Here is a 16,153-nt window from a genome sequence, read left to right as displayed (position 1 = left end):
CCGGGCTTTCTTGGACGTTGCTTTCGCGTGTTACGTAAAATCCGCGAATGTTCGTTGCTTGCTATTTGCCATCGAGCGCGCCAAACCGCTGCCCATGGCTAAACGCAAGAAAACCACCCGCATCCCCGGCCCGAAGATCTGGGCAATTGCCGCCGCCCTGCTTCTTGCCGGCTGGATATTCGGTGGCGATGATCCGCAGATGCGGAAGAACTTTTTCGATATGGCCGAAAGGCTCCTGACCGAGCAGCCAGAGCCGGGAGAGATGATTGCCGGTGGTGCGCGCATCATTGACGGCGATACGCTGGATCTGAACGGGGAGCGCATCCGCCTGTATGGAATCGATGCCCCCGAAAGCGCGCAGACCTGCAAGACAGGTGCCAGAGAGTGGCAATGCGGCGCCGAGGCTACGCGTGCCCTGGTTCAGATGATTGGCACACAGCAGGTAACTTGCGAGAAGACCGATACTGATAGGTACGGCCGGTCGATTGCAACGTGCAAGGCCGGAGATGTCAGCATCAATACGTGGATGGTCCGGAATGGCTGGGCCGTGGCCTATCGTCAATACGGCGGAGAGATCTACGGCGCGAATGAAGATGCGGCAAGGAATGACCGCGCAGGGATATGGGCCAGTTCATTCGACATGCCGTGGGATTGGCGCAAGGCACATTGAACACGCCTTGCGACATCGGCTTTGACATAGGGTGTCAGCTGGGTCGGCCTTTGGGTTTCTTGCTTCTATGCGCGCCGGTCGCTTCGGCGGCGATGCGTTGAGAGCGCAACTTTTCGGTCTTCTCGTTACGAAGCTGCGTTTCGGCATCCATGATGGCCGTCGCGGCTGCGTAGGTCGTTTCCCAAGTGGTTTTTGGTTTCTGGTCCACAACTGTCTCCTGTGTTCGGGACGGTCAGACCCGGGGCAAAGACCAAGTTTCGGTTGCGGGTTACGCTAAATTCGGGGGGTCATGCCTTGGGGGCAGGCCAAGGTGGCCCGGGTTTTGCCTGCATCATTCACAACGCTGCCGGTTGCTACGGGGCAGCCGGTAGCATCCCGGATGGCCCGTAGATTTCCCACATATATTTCGGATTCTGTCAGATCCGGCGCGAAAAGGCCGGATTTTACAGTGGCCTCATAGCCCTCTGCCGTTGAGCGGACAGTGTGTTCCTGCCCGTCGATACTCACAGACTTCGTTTTTGAAAGTATGCTACTAGGCGCGCAGGACGCAAGCGGCAGACCGATGGCAAGAATGATCAGCGGTTTGCGCATTACGGCGTGACGTTCGGGAAGATGCTGCATAGGGCAGGGCCGAAGCGCATGATGGAGTTCGTCATATATGCGCCTCATGTTGAATTTACATTTTGATATGTATGCCTTGGCAGGATCAAAACAAGGATTCCGGACTTTTCATTTGGAAGCCGGGTTATTCTGCAGCGGCGAACGGGCTTGAAATGCAGTGCGGCGGCCTTCGTGTTCCGGCGATGAAGGGCAGCCTGTTTCGGGGCGAGCAATAGCTGCAATGTTGCGGCAGATTTCAGACGACTAAATACTAGCCGTATGGAGGGAGGGAGATCTATTGCTGCGCCGTAAAAACAATCATCCGTGGTAACGGCACAATCCTATACCTGATTTATGTATTTCCTCAGGAAATAATTTGTTTCCCTTGGGGTAATGGTAGCGGCAAGGGAATATGCGGCGCCAGTTCACCTCAGCAGGGACAATCGCGAATGAAAAGACGCTTGGTTTTTACAGCTACCCTTTGTACTGGTGCCACTCTGGCCTGTGCCGCCGTGGCCCAGGATACGCAGGCCGAAATCCATATCCATGAGCATGGCCATTTCATCACGGCCCAGCAGCCGTATCAGCAGGCCACGCAGATTCCGTTCGTGACCAGCCCGTTCGCGCCATCGGATACGATGCCGGAGCAATGTCAGAATGATACCGTGGCTGCCTATATCTCTGCGTGGGAGGCGGGGGATGTCGATTTCAATTCCATTGCCGCGGATGATAGCATTGGTGAGGATCGACGGGGCTGCCTGACCTTTGACGCTGACGGAAACATCACAGAGGCGGCGCAATGCAGCCTTGATAATGCCCCGGTAGGCTATCTGTGGAAGGAGTTGAGCGATTGGCCCGTCACGATCGGGATCACCAATGGCAAACCGTCGGATCATGCCCCGCATTTTCATGGCCAGCCAGAATGCTATTACGCAGTGTCCGGGCGCGCGCGCACCTTGGCACAGGGAGAGTATCAATGGATGGAAACCGGCCAATATTTCTATATTCCCGGAAATACCATTCATAATACCCCGATCGAGGATCCGGCGGGCTTTGGCGTGATGTATTGGTACCCCGACAACGGGCATTTTGACGGCTTCAAATATTTCTGGCGTGACGATGTGAAATATCTGCGCCCCGCAGAAGCGGCATTCGATGAGGTCGATGTCATGCGGAAGGCAGCAATGGGGTTGGGCAGTTACGGCGCGAATGCCGCTTATTTCCAGAAGAAGATGGAAGAATATACGGCCGCCCATTCGGAGTGAACTTCGCAGATTTATGGGGGCGGCCGAGCGCTGCCTCCATAGATTGACTGCAGGCCGTAAACCGCCGCCTTCCAAGGCCTCTGAGGCCGGATTCGGCCAATGGACAGTTTTGAGTATAATGTGCCGTTAGGGCACAGTTGCCTTGTCCAAATACTTCGGCAAGACTTCGCCCCGCTATAACTGTTTCAGACCGGAAGGCGGGCGGATCAAGTCCGCGCGCCCATATTTCCGGATTATTAGGGGGGAGCCTATGAGTCTGAAGCTACGCACGTTCTGTTTGGCAGGTACGGCGACTATTTTTGTCGCATTACCATCAACCTATGCATTGGCAGCCGGAACCGGCGCATGCACCGGGGTGTCCCAGCTGGCCATTGTATCGGCCAGCGATGACGGCACTTTCGATGACATCTACGCACCTGAATTCGCGATCGACGGCGAATTCGGCCCAAGTTCGCGCTGGTCATCCCTTGGGGAGGGGAAGCAGCTTGTTCTGGATCTGGGAGAGCCCCAGACCGTAAGCGAGGTTGGTCTGGCCTGGTACAAGGGCAATGAGCGCACATCCAGCTTTACGCTGGAAGCTTCGAATGACGGCGAAAACTGGATGCCTTTGATGGACCGCACGGAAAGTGCCGGAAAATCCGAGGCTGTGGAGAAATACAGCTTTGACGCGACCGAGGCCCGCTATGTTCGGGTGACCGGTATGGGCAATAGCGCGAGCGGCTGGAACAGCCTTTACGAGGCACAGGTGTTCGGCTGTGGCTCAGGTGAGATTGCGGCCACAGGCGACGGTTCCGGAGAGGTCAAGGAAGCAGACGTCAGCGCCTATGGCCTGCGTACCGACGTTCCGCCAAGCGAGAACTTCGATCTGACCCACTGGAAGCTGACATTGCCGGCGGATCGGGACAATGACGGCAAAGTGGACGAGATTGAGGAAGAAGAGCTGCAGGGTTGGTCTGATCCCCGGTTCTTCTATACCGATCCGGCAACGGGTGGCATGGTTTTCCGCACCGCTCCGGATGGAAAGACCACCTCGGGATCGCATTATACGCGCAGCGAACTGCGCGAGATGATCCGCGGCGGTGACAAGAGCATTGCCACGCGCGTGGATGACGGAACGCCCAACAAGAACAACTGGGTGTTCTCGACGGCGCCCGAAGAGGCGCAGGCCCTTGCCGGCGGGGTGGACGGGACCATGACGGCCACGTTGGCGGTGAACCATGTGACCCGTACCGGAGAATCCGGCAAGATCGGGCGTGTCATCATCGGCCAGATCCACGCGATGGATGACGAGCCTATCCGGCTTTATTATCGCAAGCTTCCGACCAATAAATACGGCTCCATCTATTTCGCGCATGAGCCGGTAGGGGGCGACGATGATCTGGTCAACGTCATCGGGGATCGTGGAAGCGATATTGACAACCCTGCGGATGGCATCGCGCTGGACGAAGTGTTCTCTTACGAGATCAAGGTGACATCCGAAGAAAAGGATGGAGAGCTGCATCCGATTCTGAATGTTTCCATCACGCGCGATGACGGAACGGTGGTGAAAGCCGAACCCTACGACATGTTCGAAAGCGGGTATTCGACCGACAAGGACTTCATGTACTTCAAGGCCGGAGCCTATTCGCAGAACAATTCCATCACATGGCCGGACGATTTCGATCAGGTGACCTTCTACGCGCTGGATGTGACGCACGGCGAATAACGGTCATATTCCGGAAGTTGTGTCGGGCGGGAGCTTTTCCGCCCGATTTTTTTTGGGCGGGATGGCTGAAGGTTATCGCATGTTGCCGGTCACATAGGTGATCGGGATGCCGATCGCCCCAGTGGAATCAGGCATCATGGGATCCGTGGCAACTTTGAAATTGCGGCATGAATACCGGGCTGTAGCGAGGCATTCCAGACATATGCATGGCAATAAATGCTGCACCAATATCAAAACCATTCGTATGGATAATGGTGCTGTGAGAGAGGATTGAACTCTCGACCTCACCCTTACCAAGGGTGTGCTCTACCACTGAGCTACCACAGCATCTAACGTCGGATGAACCTTCGTTGTGGCGGCTGATTAGACATATTCGCTGCACCTTGCAAGCCCCAACTGGACGCTTTTTTCACAACCAGTTACACAAGCGTTCATGGACAGGAAATCCGAGCAGAAAAAAAATGCAATGCCACGCCAGAAAACGGCCTCCGAACTGAAGGAGGACCGGCTGAAGGCTGCGTTGAAGGCGAATATGGCACGACGCAAGGCCCAGGCCCGCGCACGGTCCGACAATGAAAAGAATGAAGGTTAAGGCAGATGGATTCGATACTCGTACGCGGCAATGGCCCGCTGAATGGCCAAATTCCGATTGCGGGCGCAAAGAATGCCTGCCTGACGCTTATGCCGGCAACACTTCTGACCGATGAGCCGCTGACGCTGACAAATGCGCCGCGCCTGTCCGATATCCGCACGATGACGCAATTGCTGGGGTCGCTCGGGGCAGAGGTTGTTCCTCTTCAGCAGGGACAGGTGTTGGCGCTTTCCTCGCATGATATTTCGAATCACACCGCCGATTATGATATCGTGCGGAAGATGCGGGCCTCCATTCTGGTGCTGGGCCCGATGCTGGCACGGGATGGCCATGCGATCGTGTCACTTCCTGGCGGCTGTGCCATCGGCGCTCGTCCTGTCGATCTGCATCTGCGCGCGTTGGAGGCCCTGGGCGCCGATCTGGAGCTGCGTGACGGCTATGTGCATGCCAAAGCGGTTGGGGGGCTGAAAGGGGCCGTGTTCGAATTCCCGATCGTGTCGGTTGGGGCGACGGAAAACGCCCTGATGGCTGCGACCTTGGCCAAAGGTACGACTGTCCTGAAAAATGCGGCGCGTGAGCCGGAAATCGTCGATCTGGCCCAATGTCTGCGTCGCATGGGCGCGCAGATCGAGGGGGAGGGAACCTCCACGATTACGATTCAGGGTGTTGATCGCCTGAACGGCGCCACGCACCCTGTCGTCACTGACCGGATCGAGTTGGGCACCTACATGCTGGCCCCCGCGATCTGCGGTGGGGAAGTGGAATTGCTGGGCGGACGCATCTCGTTGGTCGAGGCATTCTGTGAACGCCTTGATGCCGCGGGTGTTTCGGTGGTCGAAACGGAAAACGGGCTTAAAGTCAGCCGGAAAAATGGCCGCGTTCGCGCTGTCGATGTCGTGACAGAGCCTTTCCCCGGTTTTCCAACGGACCTTCAGGCGCAGATGATGGCTCTGCTGTGTACCGCCGAAGGTACAAGCGTTTTGGAGGAGCGTATATTCGAGAACCGGTTCATGCACGCCCCTGAATTGATCCGTATGGGTGCGAAGATCGAGGTCCATGGCGGACATGCGACGGTGCACGGTGTGGAAAAGCTGCGCGGCGCTCCGGTTATGGCAACCGACCTGCGGGCCTCGGTTTCCTTGATTCTGGCCGCGCTGGCTGCCGAGGGCGAGACGGTCGTCAACCGCGTCTATCACCTTGATCGGGGATACGAGCGGGTAGAAGAAAAACTGTCGGCATGCGGCGCGCATATTGAACGTATCAAGGCGTAAGGGTTGCACCTGAACCCGCGCCCCTTACCTTGAGACCAAGAGTTTGCAGAGAAGGATAGATCATGGCGGATGCACGATTTGAAGATGGTGAAGACCGCCCGATCTATCTGGGGGCAGAGGACGCCGATGACCTTGGCGTCATTTCCTCCTTGGTGCAGGACGCCATCCTGCCGATAGAGGAGATGAAATACCGGGTGGCAAAGCGGCAGTTTGCGCTGCTGGTCAACCGCTTTCGCTGGGAGGATGCTGCGATTTCCGAACGCGGGCGCAAGCCGGAACGTGTACGGTCGTTGCTGGTGTTCGGGGGGGTGCTGGGTGTTCGCAGCCAAGGGATCAACAAGGATGACAAGGATATCATCCTGTCGATCCTCTCGTTGCGTTGGGTGCCGGAAACCGATGGTGCCGGCACCCTGGAAATCATTTTTGCCGGGGATGGCATAATCTCGTTGCGGGTCGAGGCGATCGACGCCACCTTGCGGGATGTAACGCGCCCTTATCTGGCCCCCTCACGCCAGATCCCGCGGCACGACGATTAATTGACACGCATCTGTACGGGGCGGATCAGCACGTCCCACACAGACGGATCGCGGTCTCGCATCAGTTCTCCCGCAACCTCCAGCGGGCGGGTGGTGGTGATCGTCAGTGGTACGGCACCATAAACATGGTGCGCCACAGGTGCGCCAATCAGCTGAACCTCAAAGAACGTGTTGGAGTTCGTTTGTGCTGTTGCGCGGGCGGATGCGCGAAACGCCATGCCGACTTGTTTCAGAACCTGAGCGAACATCGGTAAACCTCCTGTGCTACTGCGATGTAAGATGTAACGTCTTAATACCTTAATAACGACAAAGTCTGTCGTGTTTATCAATATAAAAGTTTTTGCGTTGACGGGCGGATCTGTAGAATTTTATTCTTGGATAAGTGCTGCCTTATGGTGGAGCGCATGTATTTTGTATAAGTTACAGATGGTTAATAACCGATTATCGCTCGTTCGCCGGTGGGTGGTGACACTGGAATTTTCCTTTTTCTCGAAAAAATCCGGTCTGATATTTTCGATATGACCTGCGGAAATTTGTGCTTGATGGCCCGAAGCGGCCTGCTTGGCTCTCCGAAATCCATCTTTTGTCGCGAATCGCGTGCGGCTGAGTCGTGTTTTCCGGGGCCTTCGATTCTTTCGGTAACCTGCACCTGAAATGGCAGCCCGCGCTTGCAGCTGTCAGTCGCAGCGTCCTATCATTTTGAACCTTCGGGGGCTGTCCCGTCGCGCTATGCGGCCGGTACATCTACTCCGTTCCTGAAATCGGGGGCCGTAGTCTGTCGGCCCGACACAAGGATACCGCATGAAACCCGACATCTTGATCGTCAACGCCCCGCCTGCACCCCAGATGGAGCAGTTGCAGCGTGAGTATACCATCCACCGCGTGGATCAGGCCGAAGACAAGGACGCGTTGATCCAGAAGGTGGGGCCATCAATTCGTGCGATCTACGGAAACGGCCATTGCAAGATCGATGAGGCCCTTCTGGCACAACTGCCGGAATTGGGCATCGTGTCATGTTCATCGGCTGGGTATGAGGCGATGGATGTGGATGCGCTTACGCGTGCCGGTGTGCATCTGACGAATACGTCAAAGGCGCTTGATGCCGATGTGGCCGATGCGGCGATCCTGCTGATGCTTGCCGCCCGCCGCCGTCTGGTCGAGGCGGATGCCTATGTCCGTTCCGGCGACTGGGGGCGGAAGGGAATGTTCCCGCTAACCACCTGCACCGCAGGAAAGCGCGTCGGTATCGTCGGCCTAGGAAATATTGGCGGCGCCATCGCCCGCCGTTGTGAGGCCTTCGATCTCGAGGTGGGATATTCCGGTCGCAATCCGAAGGATGTCACCTATCAATATTTCAGCAGCACGGTGGCTTTGGCTGAATGGGCCGATATCCTGATCGCGGCAACCACCGGGGGCGAAGGCACGCGGCATCTGGTATCTGCCGAGGTGCTGGCGGCTCTGGGGCCCGACGGCTGCTTCGTCAATATTGCGCGGGGCAGCGTAGTGGATGAACCGGCATTGATTGCCGCGCTCAAAGAGGGGCGCATCGCATCTGCGGGTCTGGATGTCTTCATGGACGAGCCTGCGCCTGCGGCGGAGCTGACATCCCTGCCGAACGTCACGCTCTATCCCCATCATGCAAGTGGTACGGTGGAAACCCGTAACGCCATGCATCAACTGGCCGTGGATAACCTTGCAGCCTATTTTGCGGGCAAACCTCTTCTGACCCCGGTAAACAGCCCGGACTGATTTTCAGGCAAAATAATGGGGGTGTCTTTCCCGGAGCCCCTCCAGCATCCTGACGGTGTTGCCCAGATGCGCGCGTGTCTGGGCAACGGCAAGCTCGGGATCCGATGATGCGATGGCATCCACGATTTCCTTGTGAAGTCGTAGAATATGCTCGGTCTTGCCCTTTTCCGGCAGATTCAATTGCCGCACACGTTCCATGTGTCCCGATCGTTCCCTGATCAGCCGGTACAGTTCCGGCTGGCCCATCGTGTCAAACAGGGTCTGGTGGAACATCTCGTCCAGTTCCTGGAATAGCCGGTACTGGTTCGGATCCTCTGCCACGGCCTGCTGCATCCGCAGGATGGAGCGGAGGCGTGGAATCAATCCTTCGGGTGGGGCCTCGGCCAATCCACGTGCCACTTCGCATTCCAGTGCAACGCGCAGGAAATGCGCTTCACGCAGTTGATTGGTGTCGATCGGCGTCACCACCGTTCTGGATTGCGGGCGAATGGCGACCAGCCCATCCTGAGCCAATCGCTGCAAGGCTTCCCGCAGGGGTGTCTGGCTGACGGCATATTCGACCGTCAATTCCACCCGCGACAGAACAGTGCCGGGCGGCAGGTCCAGCATGACGATACGGTGGCGCAAACTGTCATACAGACGCTGCGCAGTGCTTCCTGCAGCGGCGTCAGGTCGGGTCAGGGATGTCATGGCCGGTAGCGTCATCTGGTATCTCGGGCGGAACGCCGCAGCAACGGCAATGGGATATGCATACGGTTTTTCAGTTGTAGTGTCCATAACACTAATATATTAGTGTGTCACAAGGCGATCCTGGGGAGGGATGGACTTGGCGCGGAGGACGCATGACCAGAAAATATGAGGAGCTGCGTTCGGCACGGTGGATGCTGCCCGATGATCAGCGGTCTTTCGGGCATCGTTCCCGCACGATGCAGATGGGGTATGATCCTGCCGATTGGGAAGGTCGTCCGATTATCGGCATCCTCAATACATGGTCTGATGCGCAGCCATGCCACATGCACTTCAAGGATCGCGTGGAGTGGGTGAAGCGCGGCATCCTGCAGTCAGGTGGTTTCCCAATGGAAATCCCCGCACTTTCTCTCTCGGAAAACTTCGTAAAGCCGACGACGATGCTCTACCGCAACATGCTGGCGATGGAGGTGGAGGAATTGCTCCGCTCCCACCCGGTTGACGGTGCGGTCCTGATGGGCGGCTGTGACAAGACCACTCCGGGCCTGACGATGGGGGCCATCAGCATGGGGCTGCCGTTCGTGTTTCTGCCGGCCGGTCCGATGCTGCGCGGAAACTATGCGGGCAAATACCTCGGATCCGGTACCGACGGGTTCAAATATTGGGATGAACGCCGGGCAGGGACCATCAGCAAGGAAGAGTGGACAGGGATCGAGGGCGGTATCGCACGATCCTATGGCCATTGCATGACGATGGGCACGGCCAGCACGATGACGGCCATTGCCGATGCGATGGGCCTGACCCTGCCCGGCGCCTCATCCATTCCTGCTGCGGATGCAGGCCACCAACGGATGAGCACGCAATGCGGGCGGCGTATCGTCGACATGGTCTGGGAGGATCTTACGCCGGACAGGATCATCACCCCGGCCGCCGTTCAGAACGCGGTGACGGTTGCCATGGCCACGGGCTGCTCTACCAATGCCATCATCCACGTCATTGCGATGGCACGGCGGGCAGGGGTCGATCTGCATCTGGATGATCTGGACCGGATCGGCCGCAGTACCCCGGTAATTGCCAATATACGCCCGTCCGGCACCACCTATCTGATGGAAGATTTCTACTACGCCGGTGGTCTGCGCGCATTGATGAAGCAGCTGGGTGATAAACTTGACCCGACCGCCATCACTGTAACGGGCAAACCTCTGGTGGACGGGCTGGCGGATGTGAAGGTCTGGAATGACGATGTCATCCGCCCGCTGACCAATCCTGTATATCACGAGGGGTCGCTGGCCGTCCTGAAGGGGAACCTGTGTCCGGACGGTGCGGTGATCAAACCTGCAGCCTGTGACCCTGCCTTTCATCGGCACCGCGGCCCTGCATTGGTGGCCGACGGGTACCCCAAACTCAAGAAAATCATCGACGATCCCGATTATCCGCTGACCCCCGATACCGTGCTGGTTCTGCGCAATGCAGGGCCGCAGGGTGGACCGGGGATGCCGGAGTGGGGAATGATTCCAATGCCCAAGGCCCTGTTGAAACAGGGCCTGCGCGATATGGTGCGTATTTCAGATGCGCGGATGTCGGGCACTTCTTTCGGCGCATGCGTGCTGCACGTATCGCCCGAAGCGTTTATCGGCGGGCCGCTTGCCCTGCTGAAAACGGGCGATATGGTGGAGCTAGATATCCCCGCACGCAGCCTGAACATGGTTGTGGATGCGGCGGAACTGGAGGCCCGCCGTGCCGCATGGACTGCACCCGAACCGCATTACGAACGCGGCTACGGTTACATGTTCTCCAAGCACATCGAACAGGCCGACAAGGGCTGCGACTTCGACTTCCTGACCACCGGTTTCGGCGCAAAAGTCGCCGAGCCGGTCATTAACTGAGGTACTGTTATGAAATCTGAAACCCGTGACAAACTGATGGGTGTATCGGTCGCAACACTGTGTTCGGCCCTGTACAAGCGTGGCCTGCGCACCCAGACGATCCAGGATGTGCGCCCGCTGACCCCGCGTGGCAAGAACATGGTCGGTCCGGCCTTTACCCTGCGCTACATGCCCGCCCGTGAAGACCGCAACCCGATGACGATCTTCCGCGATCCGAAGCACCCCCAGCGTGTGGCGATGGAAACCTGCCCCGAAGGCCATGTTCTGGTCATGGATAGCCGCAAGGACCCGCGCGCGGCATCGGCAGGTGACATTCTGATCACCCGTCTTATGAAGCGTGGCGCCGAAGGTGTCGTGACCGATGGCGGTCTGCGCGATGCGATGAACATCGCGAAGCTGGATTTCGCGTCCTACCACTCGCGCCCGTCCAGCCCCACAAACCTGACCTTGCATGAGGCCATCGACATTAACGTGCCGATCGGCTGCGGCGACGTCGCTGTCTTTCCGGGCGATATCGTCGTTGGTGATGATGACAGCGTCATCGTGATCCCTGCCGAAATCGCGGATGAAATCGCGGACGAGGCAGTCGAGATGACAGCCTACGAAGATTTCGTGCTGGAGCGTGTGAATGCCGGCCACACCATCATCGGCCTGTATCCCGCAACAGACGAAGCAAACCTTTCGCTATTCGCCGAATGGCGGAAGACAAACGGACGATAAGGAGACGACGATGACTTTTACCCCGCATGGCAAACACCTGATTGCTGGTGAATGGGTTGGCACCGATTCCACTTTTTCATCCGAACCCGCCACGGGCGAGGCGCATAAGTTTTCGGTAGGCACGGTCGATCTGGTCAACCGCGCCGCCGAGGCTGCCGAAGAAGCGTTCTGGACCTATGGCTACCTGCCGCGTGAAAAGCGCGCCGAGTTTCTCGAGGTTATCGCGGACGAGATCGAGGCCCGCGCCGATGCGATCACCCAGATCGGCACAGAAGAAACAGGTCTGCCCACGGGTCGCCTGCAGGGCGAGCGTGGCCGTACCACCGGCCAGCTGCGCCTGTTCGCCGACCATATCCGTAAGGGTGAATATCTGGACCGCCGCACGGATGCGGCCCAGCCCGATCGCAAACCGGCAGCACGCCCTGAAATCCGTGTGATCCAGCGTCCGATCGGCCCGGTTGCGGTCTTCGGTGCGTCGAACTTCCCGCTCGCATTCTCCACCGCAGGTGGTGATACGGCGGCAGCACTGGCGGCGGGTTGCCCGGTTGTGGTCAAGGGCCACTCCGCACACCCCGGCACGGGCGAGATCATCGCCGAAGCCATCCATGCCGCAATCGAAAAAACCGGCATGCCCAAAGGTGTATTCAGCCTGATCCAGGGCGGACGCCGCGATGTCGGTACCGCATTGGTCCAGCACCCGCTGATCAAGGCCGTCGGCTTTACGGGCAGTCTGGGCGGTGGTCGCGCTTTGTTCGATCTGTGCGCACAACGCCCCGAGCCTATTCCGTTCTTTGGCGAACTGGGGTCCGTCAACCCGATGTTCGTTCTGCCCGAGGCGCTGACCGCGCGCGGCACCACGATGGGTGAAGGCTGGGCAGGGTCGCTGCTGATGGGGGCAGGCCAGTTCTGTACCAATCCGGGGATCGCTGTTGTGCCCGAAGGTGCCGAAGGTGACGGCTTTGTCGAGGCAGCCTCGACGGCGCTGAAGGCTGCGGCCAATCAGGTCATGCTGACGGATGGCATCGCCAAGGCGTATCAGGACGGCAAGGCCCGTTTTGACAGCCGAAATTCCGTGCGTCCGGTAATGACATCGGAATCCTCGGGGCGCGAAGCAGGCCCGAACCTTTATGAGGTTTCGGCATCGGCGTTCCTTGAAGACCATACACTGGCTGAAGAAGTGTTCGGCCCGCTCGGTCTGGTCGTCCGCGTGAAGGGCACCGACGATATGGTGCGTCTGGCAAAGGGCCTTGAAGGCCAGCTGACGATCACTGTCCTGATGGATGACGGTGATACCGAAGCTGCCAGCAAGCTGATGCCTGTGCTGGAGCGCAAGGCAGGTCGTATCCTCGTGAACGGTTTCCCGACCGGGGTCGAGGTTGTGGACAGCATGGTTCACGGCGGTCCGTACCCTGCCAGCACCAACTTCGGTGCGACCAGTGTCGGTACCCTGTCGATCCGCCGCTTCCTGCGTCCGGTTTCGTTCCAGAACCTGCCCGAAGCATTGCTGACAGGCGATCTGGCCTGATTGCCACATAAGTCTGTCTGAATATCGAATGGCGGGGGCATTTGTCCCCGCCATTTTCATGAAAAAAGCCGTTACTCCCCTCGTTATCATTGGGAAAATACCGCGCCGATCCTATGTTCTGGGGATGACAGAAACCGATCCGATCTGCCCGTTGTGTGATCGACCGATCCCGCCGGATGTGCCGCAAAGTCTGCACCACCTGATCCCGCGCCTGAAGGGCGGGGCGAAGGGGCCGACCGTGCTGTTGCACCACATCTGCCATAAAGAGATACATGCGGCCTTGTCCGAGGTCGAACTGGCGCGCAATTTCAACACGATCGCTGCCCTGCGCATGCACCTGCGCATTGCTGCTTTTGCTGCTTGGGTCAACCGCCGGCCACCGGGTTTTCTTTCCCGGGTGCCGGGAGGAACACGGCGCAAACGATAAGGGAACTCGGGCCGATTTCCCGCGTTGATCTGTCACCTGACGTTATGAGGAGGCCAACATGGCTGACGACAAAAACGATAAACGCACAGATCACGAAGATGTCCGCCCCGCCGGTACGGAAGAGATGAAAAATCCGCCCAAGGACTGGAAGAAAGTCGACGAGGAATCCGACGAATCCTTCCCGGCAAGTGATCCGCCCGCGAACTACTGACCTGTTGAAGCGGCCCGCCATATCTGGCGGGCCGTTTTCATTCCGGATCAATGCCTTTCGCTTGTGGAACGGTGTTCTATAAGCGGTACATCAATCGAAAGGATGCCCCGATGGAACTGGATTGGAACACCGCTGCAAGGCAGGCCCGGACGCTGCTCGAAGGGTGGAGCCAGAATGATCCCGGTGGTGTGATTGCGGGGTTTGACTGCAATGGAATCCGGTTCTCCGAAGGTCGGGGCGTGGCCAATCTGGGTCAGAACGGCCCGTTCAATGTTGATACGGTGGCGCGGTGGGCTTCGGTCACCAAACATGTCTTTGCGGACTTCGTGCTGGGGCAGGATCTGCCTCTGGACACCCCGCTGCAGCAGCTTTTGCCGGATATGCATCCTGTGCCGGGTGCTGTCACGATCCGTCAGGCCCTGTCGATGCAGGGCGGGTTGCCGGATACCCGAGATCTTCTGACACTGGCAGGCATCAGTGCAGGTGAAGTCACAACGCCTGATGAATTGCTGCGCTGGAGCGGCGCGATTCCAAGGCTCAACGCGCCTGTAGGCACCGAAGTTGCTTATTCCAATGCAGGTTACCGCTTGGTCGAGGCTGGGCTGAAGGCCCGTGGGGCCGTATTTGCCGACCATGTTGCACAAACGGCCGCCCGTCTGGGGACGGGAATGCATGCATCCGAAATGTGGAGCGATCCGGTGCCCTATCTGGCAACGGGATATGTGCCTGCACCGGATGGCTGGATCATTGGGGGACAGGGGATGCACCTGTCCGCTGCCGGATCCCTGAGCGGCTCCGCCCGCGATCTGGTGAAATGGCTGATGGACCTGATGGGGCGGGATAGCCTGGCGACCCTCCAGGCACCCGTGCCCCTCTTGGATGGAACGCCTACAGGCTACGGGCTGGGGCTGCGCAGTTTTGATATGGGCGGGCGGCTGATGACCGGTCATGGCGGGGCCCAATCCGGCTATCGCTCTTCCTTCATCATCTGGCCCGAGCACCGGATCGGCATTGTGGTCCTGTCGAACCGTGATGATGCCGCAGCGGGTGATATGGCCGAAAAGACGATGGCATCTTTGGTTGGCCATATCTGTCAGGATATTCCAGCGCAGGATTGGGCACCGCCGGGCCATTATGTAACCAAAAGCGGAAACCTTTGGGCAGAGGTCAGACCTGACAGCATAATCCTGCGCGATGCGGAGGAATGCCTTTATGGAGATGGTAATGGTGGGGTCTATTCCCGTGCGCCTCAATCGCAGGTCTCGCTATGTGTTGTGGACGGGGTGCTGGAGGGTACTGTCGGGCATGTTCCCGCCCGTTTGTACCCGGCCCGGGCGGAACCCGCGTCGGGCCGGCTGGACGGTTTGTGGATGCATGAAGGCGCCATATTCCGCATCAAAGGAGAGCAGTTGTTCTGGGGGAGTGGCCCCATGCAAACCCCGGTTACGCTTGTACCTCTGGGGGGCGGTCGCTGGCTGTTCAATGCCTTTGGTCGGCGTATCTGTCTACGGCTTCTTGAGGCCGATATTGCCGAGCTCTCGGTCAGCCGTGCCAGAGTTGTCGAATATCACAGGCTGGCATAGGGATGCCGTCTATACCGTGGTCAGGTTGAGTTCGGCCATCAAGTCGGGGGAAAGCACATTGATTTCTTCCGGCGGGGTGCGCAGGGCATAGCTCATGATCCTGAGATCGACGCCCATCTCTGTCAGATAATCAATCACAGCGGCCTGACCGCGCTGCACATCCTTGACCGCCATGAACGCGGGCAGAATGGTGTTTTCCCCGAAATAATGCTGGTGGACTCCGACGATCCCGCCCTCGGTGACCTGACGTTCGGTGCCTGCCGCCAGGATGTAGGGGCATGCGGACATGCAGACGGCCCCATCGGATACAAGCGTGGTGTATCCTGCGGCGCGGATGGTACGACCGATGGCTAGGGCATCGCTGACCGAACCGCCAGAGCTGTCCAGGCTGATCCCGGTAATGTCGGGCCTGTTTTCCTGCAACCATGCGGCAAACCGATCCGCATCCCCTGCAGCGATCTGGCCCGTGATGTTTAGATTTTCGCCCTCTATTTCGAATGCCAGCCGGTCGGGCATAGGCCGCATCGCAGGTGTGCCGGGAGAGCCGGGGCGCATGTCCGGGCGATAGGGGCGTACGCTTGGCCCCTGCGCGGGCGGCGCGAACATGCCGGGTGCATCGCCCGCCGGTGTATTTCGCAGATCCAGACCGATCAGGACGAAGCCAAGGGCGATCTGGGTTATCAGTATGGCGCGGATCGCACCTTGGGCCGAAGCAAGCCGTGCCAC

At 58.5% G+C, this 16,153-nt stretch carries 17 protein-coding genes and 1 tRNA gene; 13 read left to right on the top strand and 5 right to left on the bottom strand.

Translation table 11 applies throughout. The features are described from left to right. Window positions 1–94 precede the first annotated feature (94 nt). On the top strand, window positions 95–670 hold the full coding sequence (locus TR36_RS14875) for a thermonuclease family protein (protein WP_192841321.1): 576 nt from the start codon (window positions 95–97) through the stop codon (window positions 668–670). A 34-nt stretch (window positions 671–704) separates the two neighbouring features. Here TR36_RS14875 and TR36_RS15725 read toward each other — a convergent pair whose 3' ends face one another. Next, window positions 705–878, bottom strand: coding sequence for a hypothetical protein (locus TR36_RS15725; RefSeq protein ID WP_192841320.1), 174 nt, complete (start codon window positions 876–878; stop codon window positions 705–707). Window positions 879–1,719: 841 nt separating this feature from the next. Here TR36_RS15725 and TR36_RS05475 point away from each other — a divergent pair. Beyond that, window positions 1,720–2,535: a cupin domain-containing protein gene (locus tag TR36_RS05475; protein WP_062762618.1), complete on the top strand. Its 816-nt coding sequence runs from the start codon at window positions 1,720–1,722 to the stop codon at window positions 2,533–2,535. Window positions 2,536–2,785: 250 nt separating this feature from the next. Beyond that, window positions 2,786–4,240 (top strand): polysaccharide lyase family 7 protein, encoded by a 1,455-nt coding sequence (locus TR36_RS05470; protein ID WP_052362551.1) that lies wholly within the window; start codon window positions 2,786–2,788, stop codon window positions 4,238–4,240. Between the two features lie 252 nt (window positions 4,241–4,492). Here the strand turns inward: TR36_RS05470 and TR36_RS05465 are convergent. Beyond that, window positions 4,493–4,567, bottom strand: a tRNA-Thr gene (locus TR36_RS05465). 139 nt (window positions 4,568–4,706) lie between these two features. Here TR36_RS05465 and TR36_RS16335 point away from each other — a divergent pair. The 3 genes from TR36_RS16335 to TR36_RS05455 all read left to right on the top strand — a co-directional run bounded on the left by TR36_RS16335 (window position 4,707) and on the right by TR36_RS05455 (window position 6,639). Beyond that, window positions 4,707–4,832: a hypothetical protein gene (locus TR36_RS16335; protein WP_255357349.1), complete on the top strand. Its 126-nt coding sequence runs from the start codon at window positions 4,707–4,709 to the stop codon at window positions 4,830–4,832. A gap of 5 nt (window positions 4,833–4,837) precedes the next feature. Further along, window positions 4,838–6,103 (top strand): UDP-N-acetylglucosamine 1-carboxyvinyltransferase, encoded by a 1,266-nt coding sequence (gene murA / locus TR36_RS05460; protein WP_062762616.1) that lies wholly within the window; start codon window positions 4,838–4,840, stop codon window positions 6,101–6,103. A 62-nt stretch (window positions 6,104–6,165) separates the two neighbouring features. Next, window positions 6,166–6,639 carry a DUF2948 family protein gene (locus tag TR36_RS05455; protein WP_062762614.1) on the top strand — a complete coding sequence of 158 codons (474 nt, stop codon included), beginning with the start codon at window positions 6,166–6,168 and terminating at the stop codon, window positions 6,637–6,639. On the opposite strand, the gene TR36_RS05450 is transcribed toward TR36_RS05455, so the two are convergent. After that, window positions 6,636–6,887: a hypothetical protein gene (locus TR36_RS05450; protein WP_045389407.1), complete on the bottom strand. Its 252-nt coding sequence runs from the start codon at window positions 6,885–6,887 to the stop codon at window positions 6,636–6,638. The two genes, TR36_RS05455 and TR36_RS05450, sit on opposite strands and share 4 nt — an antisense overlap. Window positions 6,888–7,440: 553 nt before the next feature. On the opposite strand from TR36_RS05450, the gene TR36_RS05445 reads away from it, so the two are divergent. Continuing rightward, a complete protein-coding gene (locus TR36_RS05445; protein ID WP_045389410.1) occupies window positions 7,441–8,388 on the top strand; it encodes a 2-hydroxyacid dehydrogenase in 948 nt (315 codons plus the stop codon). Window positions 8,389–8,391: 3 nt separating this feature from the next. Here the strand turns inward: TR36_RS05445 and TR36_RS05440 are convergent, their stop codons facing one another. Then, on the bottom strand, window positions 8,392–9,093 hold the full coding sequence (locus TR36_RS05440) for a GntR family transcriptional regulator (RefSeq protein ID WP_045389994.1): 702 nt from the start codon (window positions 9,091–9,093) through the stop codon (window positions 8,392–8,394). Between the two features lie 137 nt (window positions 9,094–9,230). Between TR36_RS05440 and araD the strand changes: the two genes are divergently transcribed. The 6 genes from araD to TR36_RS05415 all read left to right on the top strand — a co-directional run bounded on the left by araD (window position 9,231) and on the right by TR36_RS05415 (window position 15,427). Next, window positions 9,231–10,961 (top strand): L-arabinonate dehydratase, encoded by a 1,731-nt coding sequence (gene araD / locus TR36_RS05435; protein ID WP_062762612.1) that lies wholly within the window; start codon window positions 9,231–9,233, stop codon window positions 10,959–10,961. Between the two features lie 9 nt (window positions 10,962–10,970). Further along, the gene (locus TR36_RS05430; protein WP_062762610.1) at window positions 10,971–11,681 is read left to right on the top strand and encodes a ribonuclease activity regulator RraA; all 711 of its coding nucleotides are present in this window, start codon (window positions 10,971–10,973) and stop codon (window positions 11,679–11,681) included. 10 nt (window positions 11,682–11,691) lie between these two features. Next, entirely contained in the window at window positions 11,692–13,206 is a 1,515-nt protein-coding gene (locus tag TR36_RS05425; RefSeq protein WP_045389419.1) for an aldehyde dehydrogenase (NADP(+)), read from the top strand. 124 nt (window positions 13,207–13,330) lie between these two features. Beyond that, a complete protein-coding gene (locus TR36_RS05420) occupies window positions 13,331–13,633 on the top strand; it encodes a hypothetical protein (RefSeq protein WP_062762759.1) in 303 nt (100 codons plus the stop codon). Window positions 13,634–13,691: 58 nt separating this feature from the next. Then, window positions 13,692–13,844: a hypothetical protein gene (locus TR36_RS15720; protein ID WP_192841319.1), complete on the top strand. Its 153-nt coding sequence runs from the start codon at window positions 13,692–13,694 to the stop codon at window positions 13,842–13,844. A 110-nt stretch (window positions 13,845–13,954) separates the two neighbouring features. Further along, window positions 13,955–15,427 carry a serine hydrolase gene (locus TR36_RS05415; RefSeq protein WP_045389422.1) on the top strand — a complete coding sequence of 491 codons (1,473 nt, stop codon included), beginning with the start codon at window positions 13,955–13,957 and terminating at the stop codon, window positions 15,425–15,427. Between the two features lie 9 nt (window positions 15,428–15,436). Here TR36_RS05415 and TR36_RS05410 read toward each other — a convergent pair whose 3' ends face one another. After that, window positions 15,437–16,153 (bottom strand): hypothetical protein, encoded by a 717-nt coding sequence (locus TR36_RS05410; protein ID WP_045389425.1) that lies wholly within the window; start codon window positions 16,151–16,153, stop codon window positions 15,437–15,439.

This window comes from Falsirhodobacter sp. alg1, from assembly GCF_000739715.2.
In the GTDB taxonomy this organism is placed as follows: domain Bacteria; phylum Pseudomonadota; class Alphaproteobacteria; order Rhodobacterales; family Rhodobacteraceae; genus Falsirhodobacter.
This window is presented reverse-complemented; position numbering and strand designations above follow the sequence as displayed.

What these genes read in the sequence shown, in the direction of transcription:
- TR36_RS05475 (WP_062762618.1), top strand. Translation starts at nt 1,720, where the DNA reads ATGAAAAGACGCTTGGTTTTTACAGCTACCCTTTGTACTGGTGCCACT.
- TR36_RS05440 (WP_045389994.1), bottom strand. Translation starts at nt 9,093, where the DNA reads ATGACGCTACCGGCCATGACATCCCTGACCCGACCTGACGCCGCTGCA.
- TR36_RS16335 (WP_255357349.1), top strand. Translation starts at nt 4,707, where the DNA reads ATGCCACGCCAGAAAACGGCCTCCGAACTGAAGGAGGACCGGCTGAAG.
- TR36_RS05430 (WP_062762610.1), top strand. Translation starts at nt 10,971, where the DNA reads ATGAAATCTGAAACCCGTGACAAACTGATGGGTGTATCGGTCGCAACA.
- TR36_RS05470 (WP_052362551.1), top strand. Translation starts at nt 2,786, where the DNA reads ATGAGTCTGAAGCTACGCACGTTCTGTTTGGCAGGTACGGCGACTATT.
- TR36_RS05450 (WP_045389407.1), bottom strand. Translation starts at nt 6,887, where the DNA reads ATGTTCGCTCAGGTTCTGAAACAAGTCGGCATGGCGTTTCGCGCATCC.
- TR36_RS14875 (WP_192841321.1), top strand. Translation starts at nt 95, where the DNA reads ATGGCTAAACGCAAGAAAACCACCCGCATCCCCGGCCCGAAGATCTGG.
- TR36_RS05455 (WP_062762614.1), top strand. Translation starts at nt 6,166, where the DNA reads ATGGCGGATGCACGATTTGAAGATGGTGAAGACCGCCCGATCTATCTG.
- TR36_RS05445 (WP_045389410.1), top strand. Translation starts at nt 7,441, where the DNA reads ATGAAACCCGACATCTTGATCGTCAACGCCCCGCCTGCACCCCAGATG.
- murA (WP_062762616.1), top strand. Translation starts at nt 4,838, where the DNA reads ATGGATTCGATACTCGTACGCGGCAATGGCCCGCTGAATGGCCAAATT.
- TR36_RS05420 (WP_062762759.1), top strand. Translation starts at nt 13,331, where the DNA reads ATGACAGAAACCGATCCGATCTGCCCGTTGTGTGATCGACCGATCCCG.
- TR36_RS05415 (WP_045389422.1), top strand. Translation starts at nt 13,955, where the DNA reads ATGGAACTGGATTGGAACACCGCTGCAAGGCAGGCCCGGACGCTGCTC.
- araD (WP_062762612.1), top strand. Translation starts at nt 9,231, where the DNA reads ATGACCAGAAAATATGAGGAGCTGCGTTCGGCACGGTGGATGCTGCCC.
- TR36_RS15720 (WP_192841319.1), top strand. Translation starts at nt 13,692, where the DNA reads ATGGCTGACGACAAAAACGATAAACGCACAGATCACGAAGATGTCCGC.
- TR36_RS05425 (WP_045389419.1), top strand. Translation starts at nt 11,692, where the DNA reads ATGACTTTTACCCCGCATGGCAAACACCTGATTGCTGGTGAATGGGTT.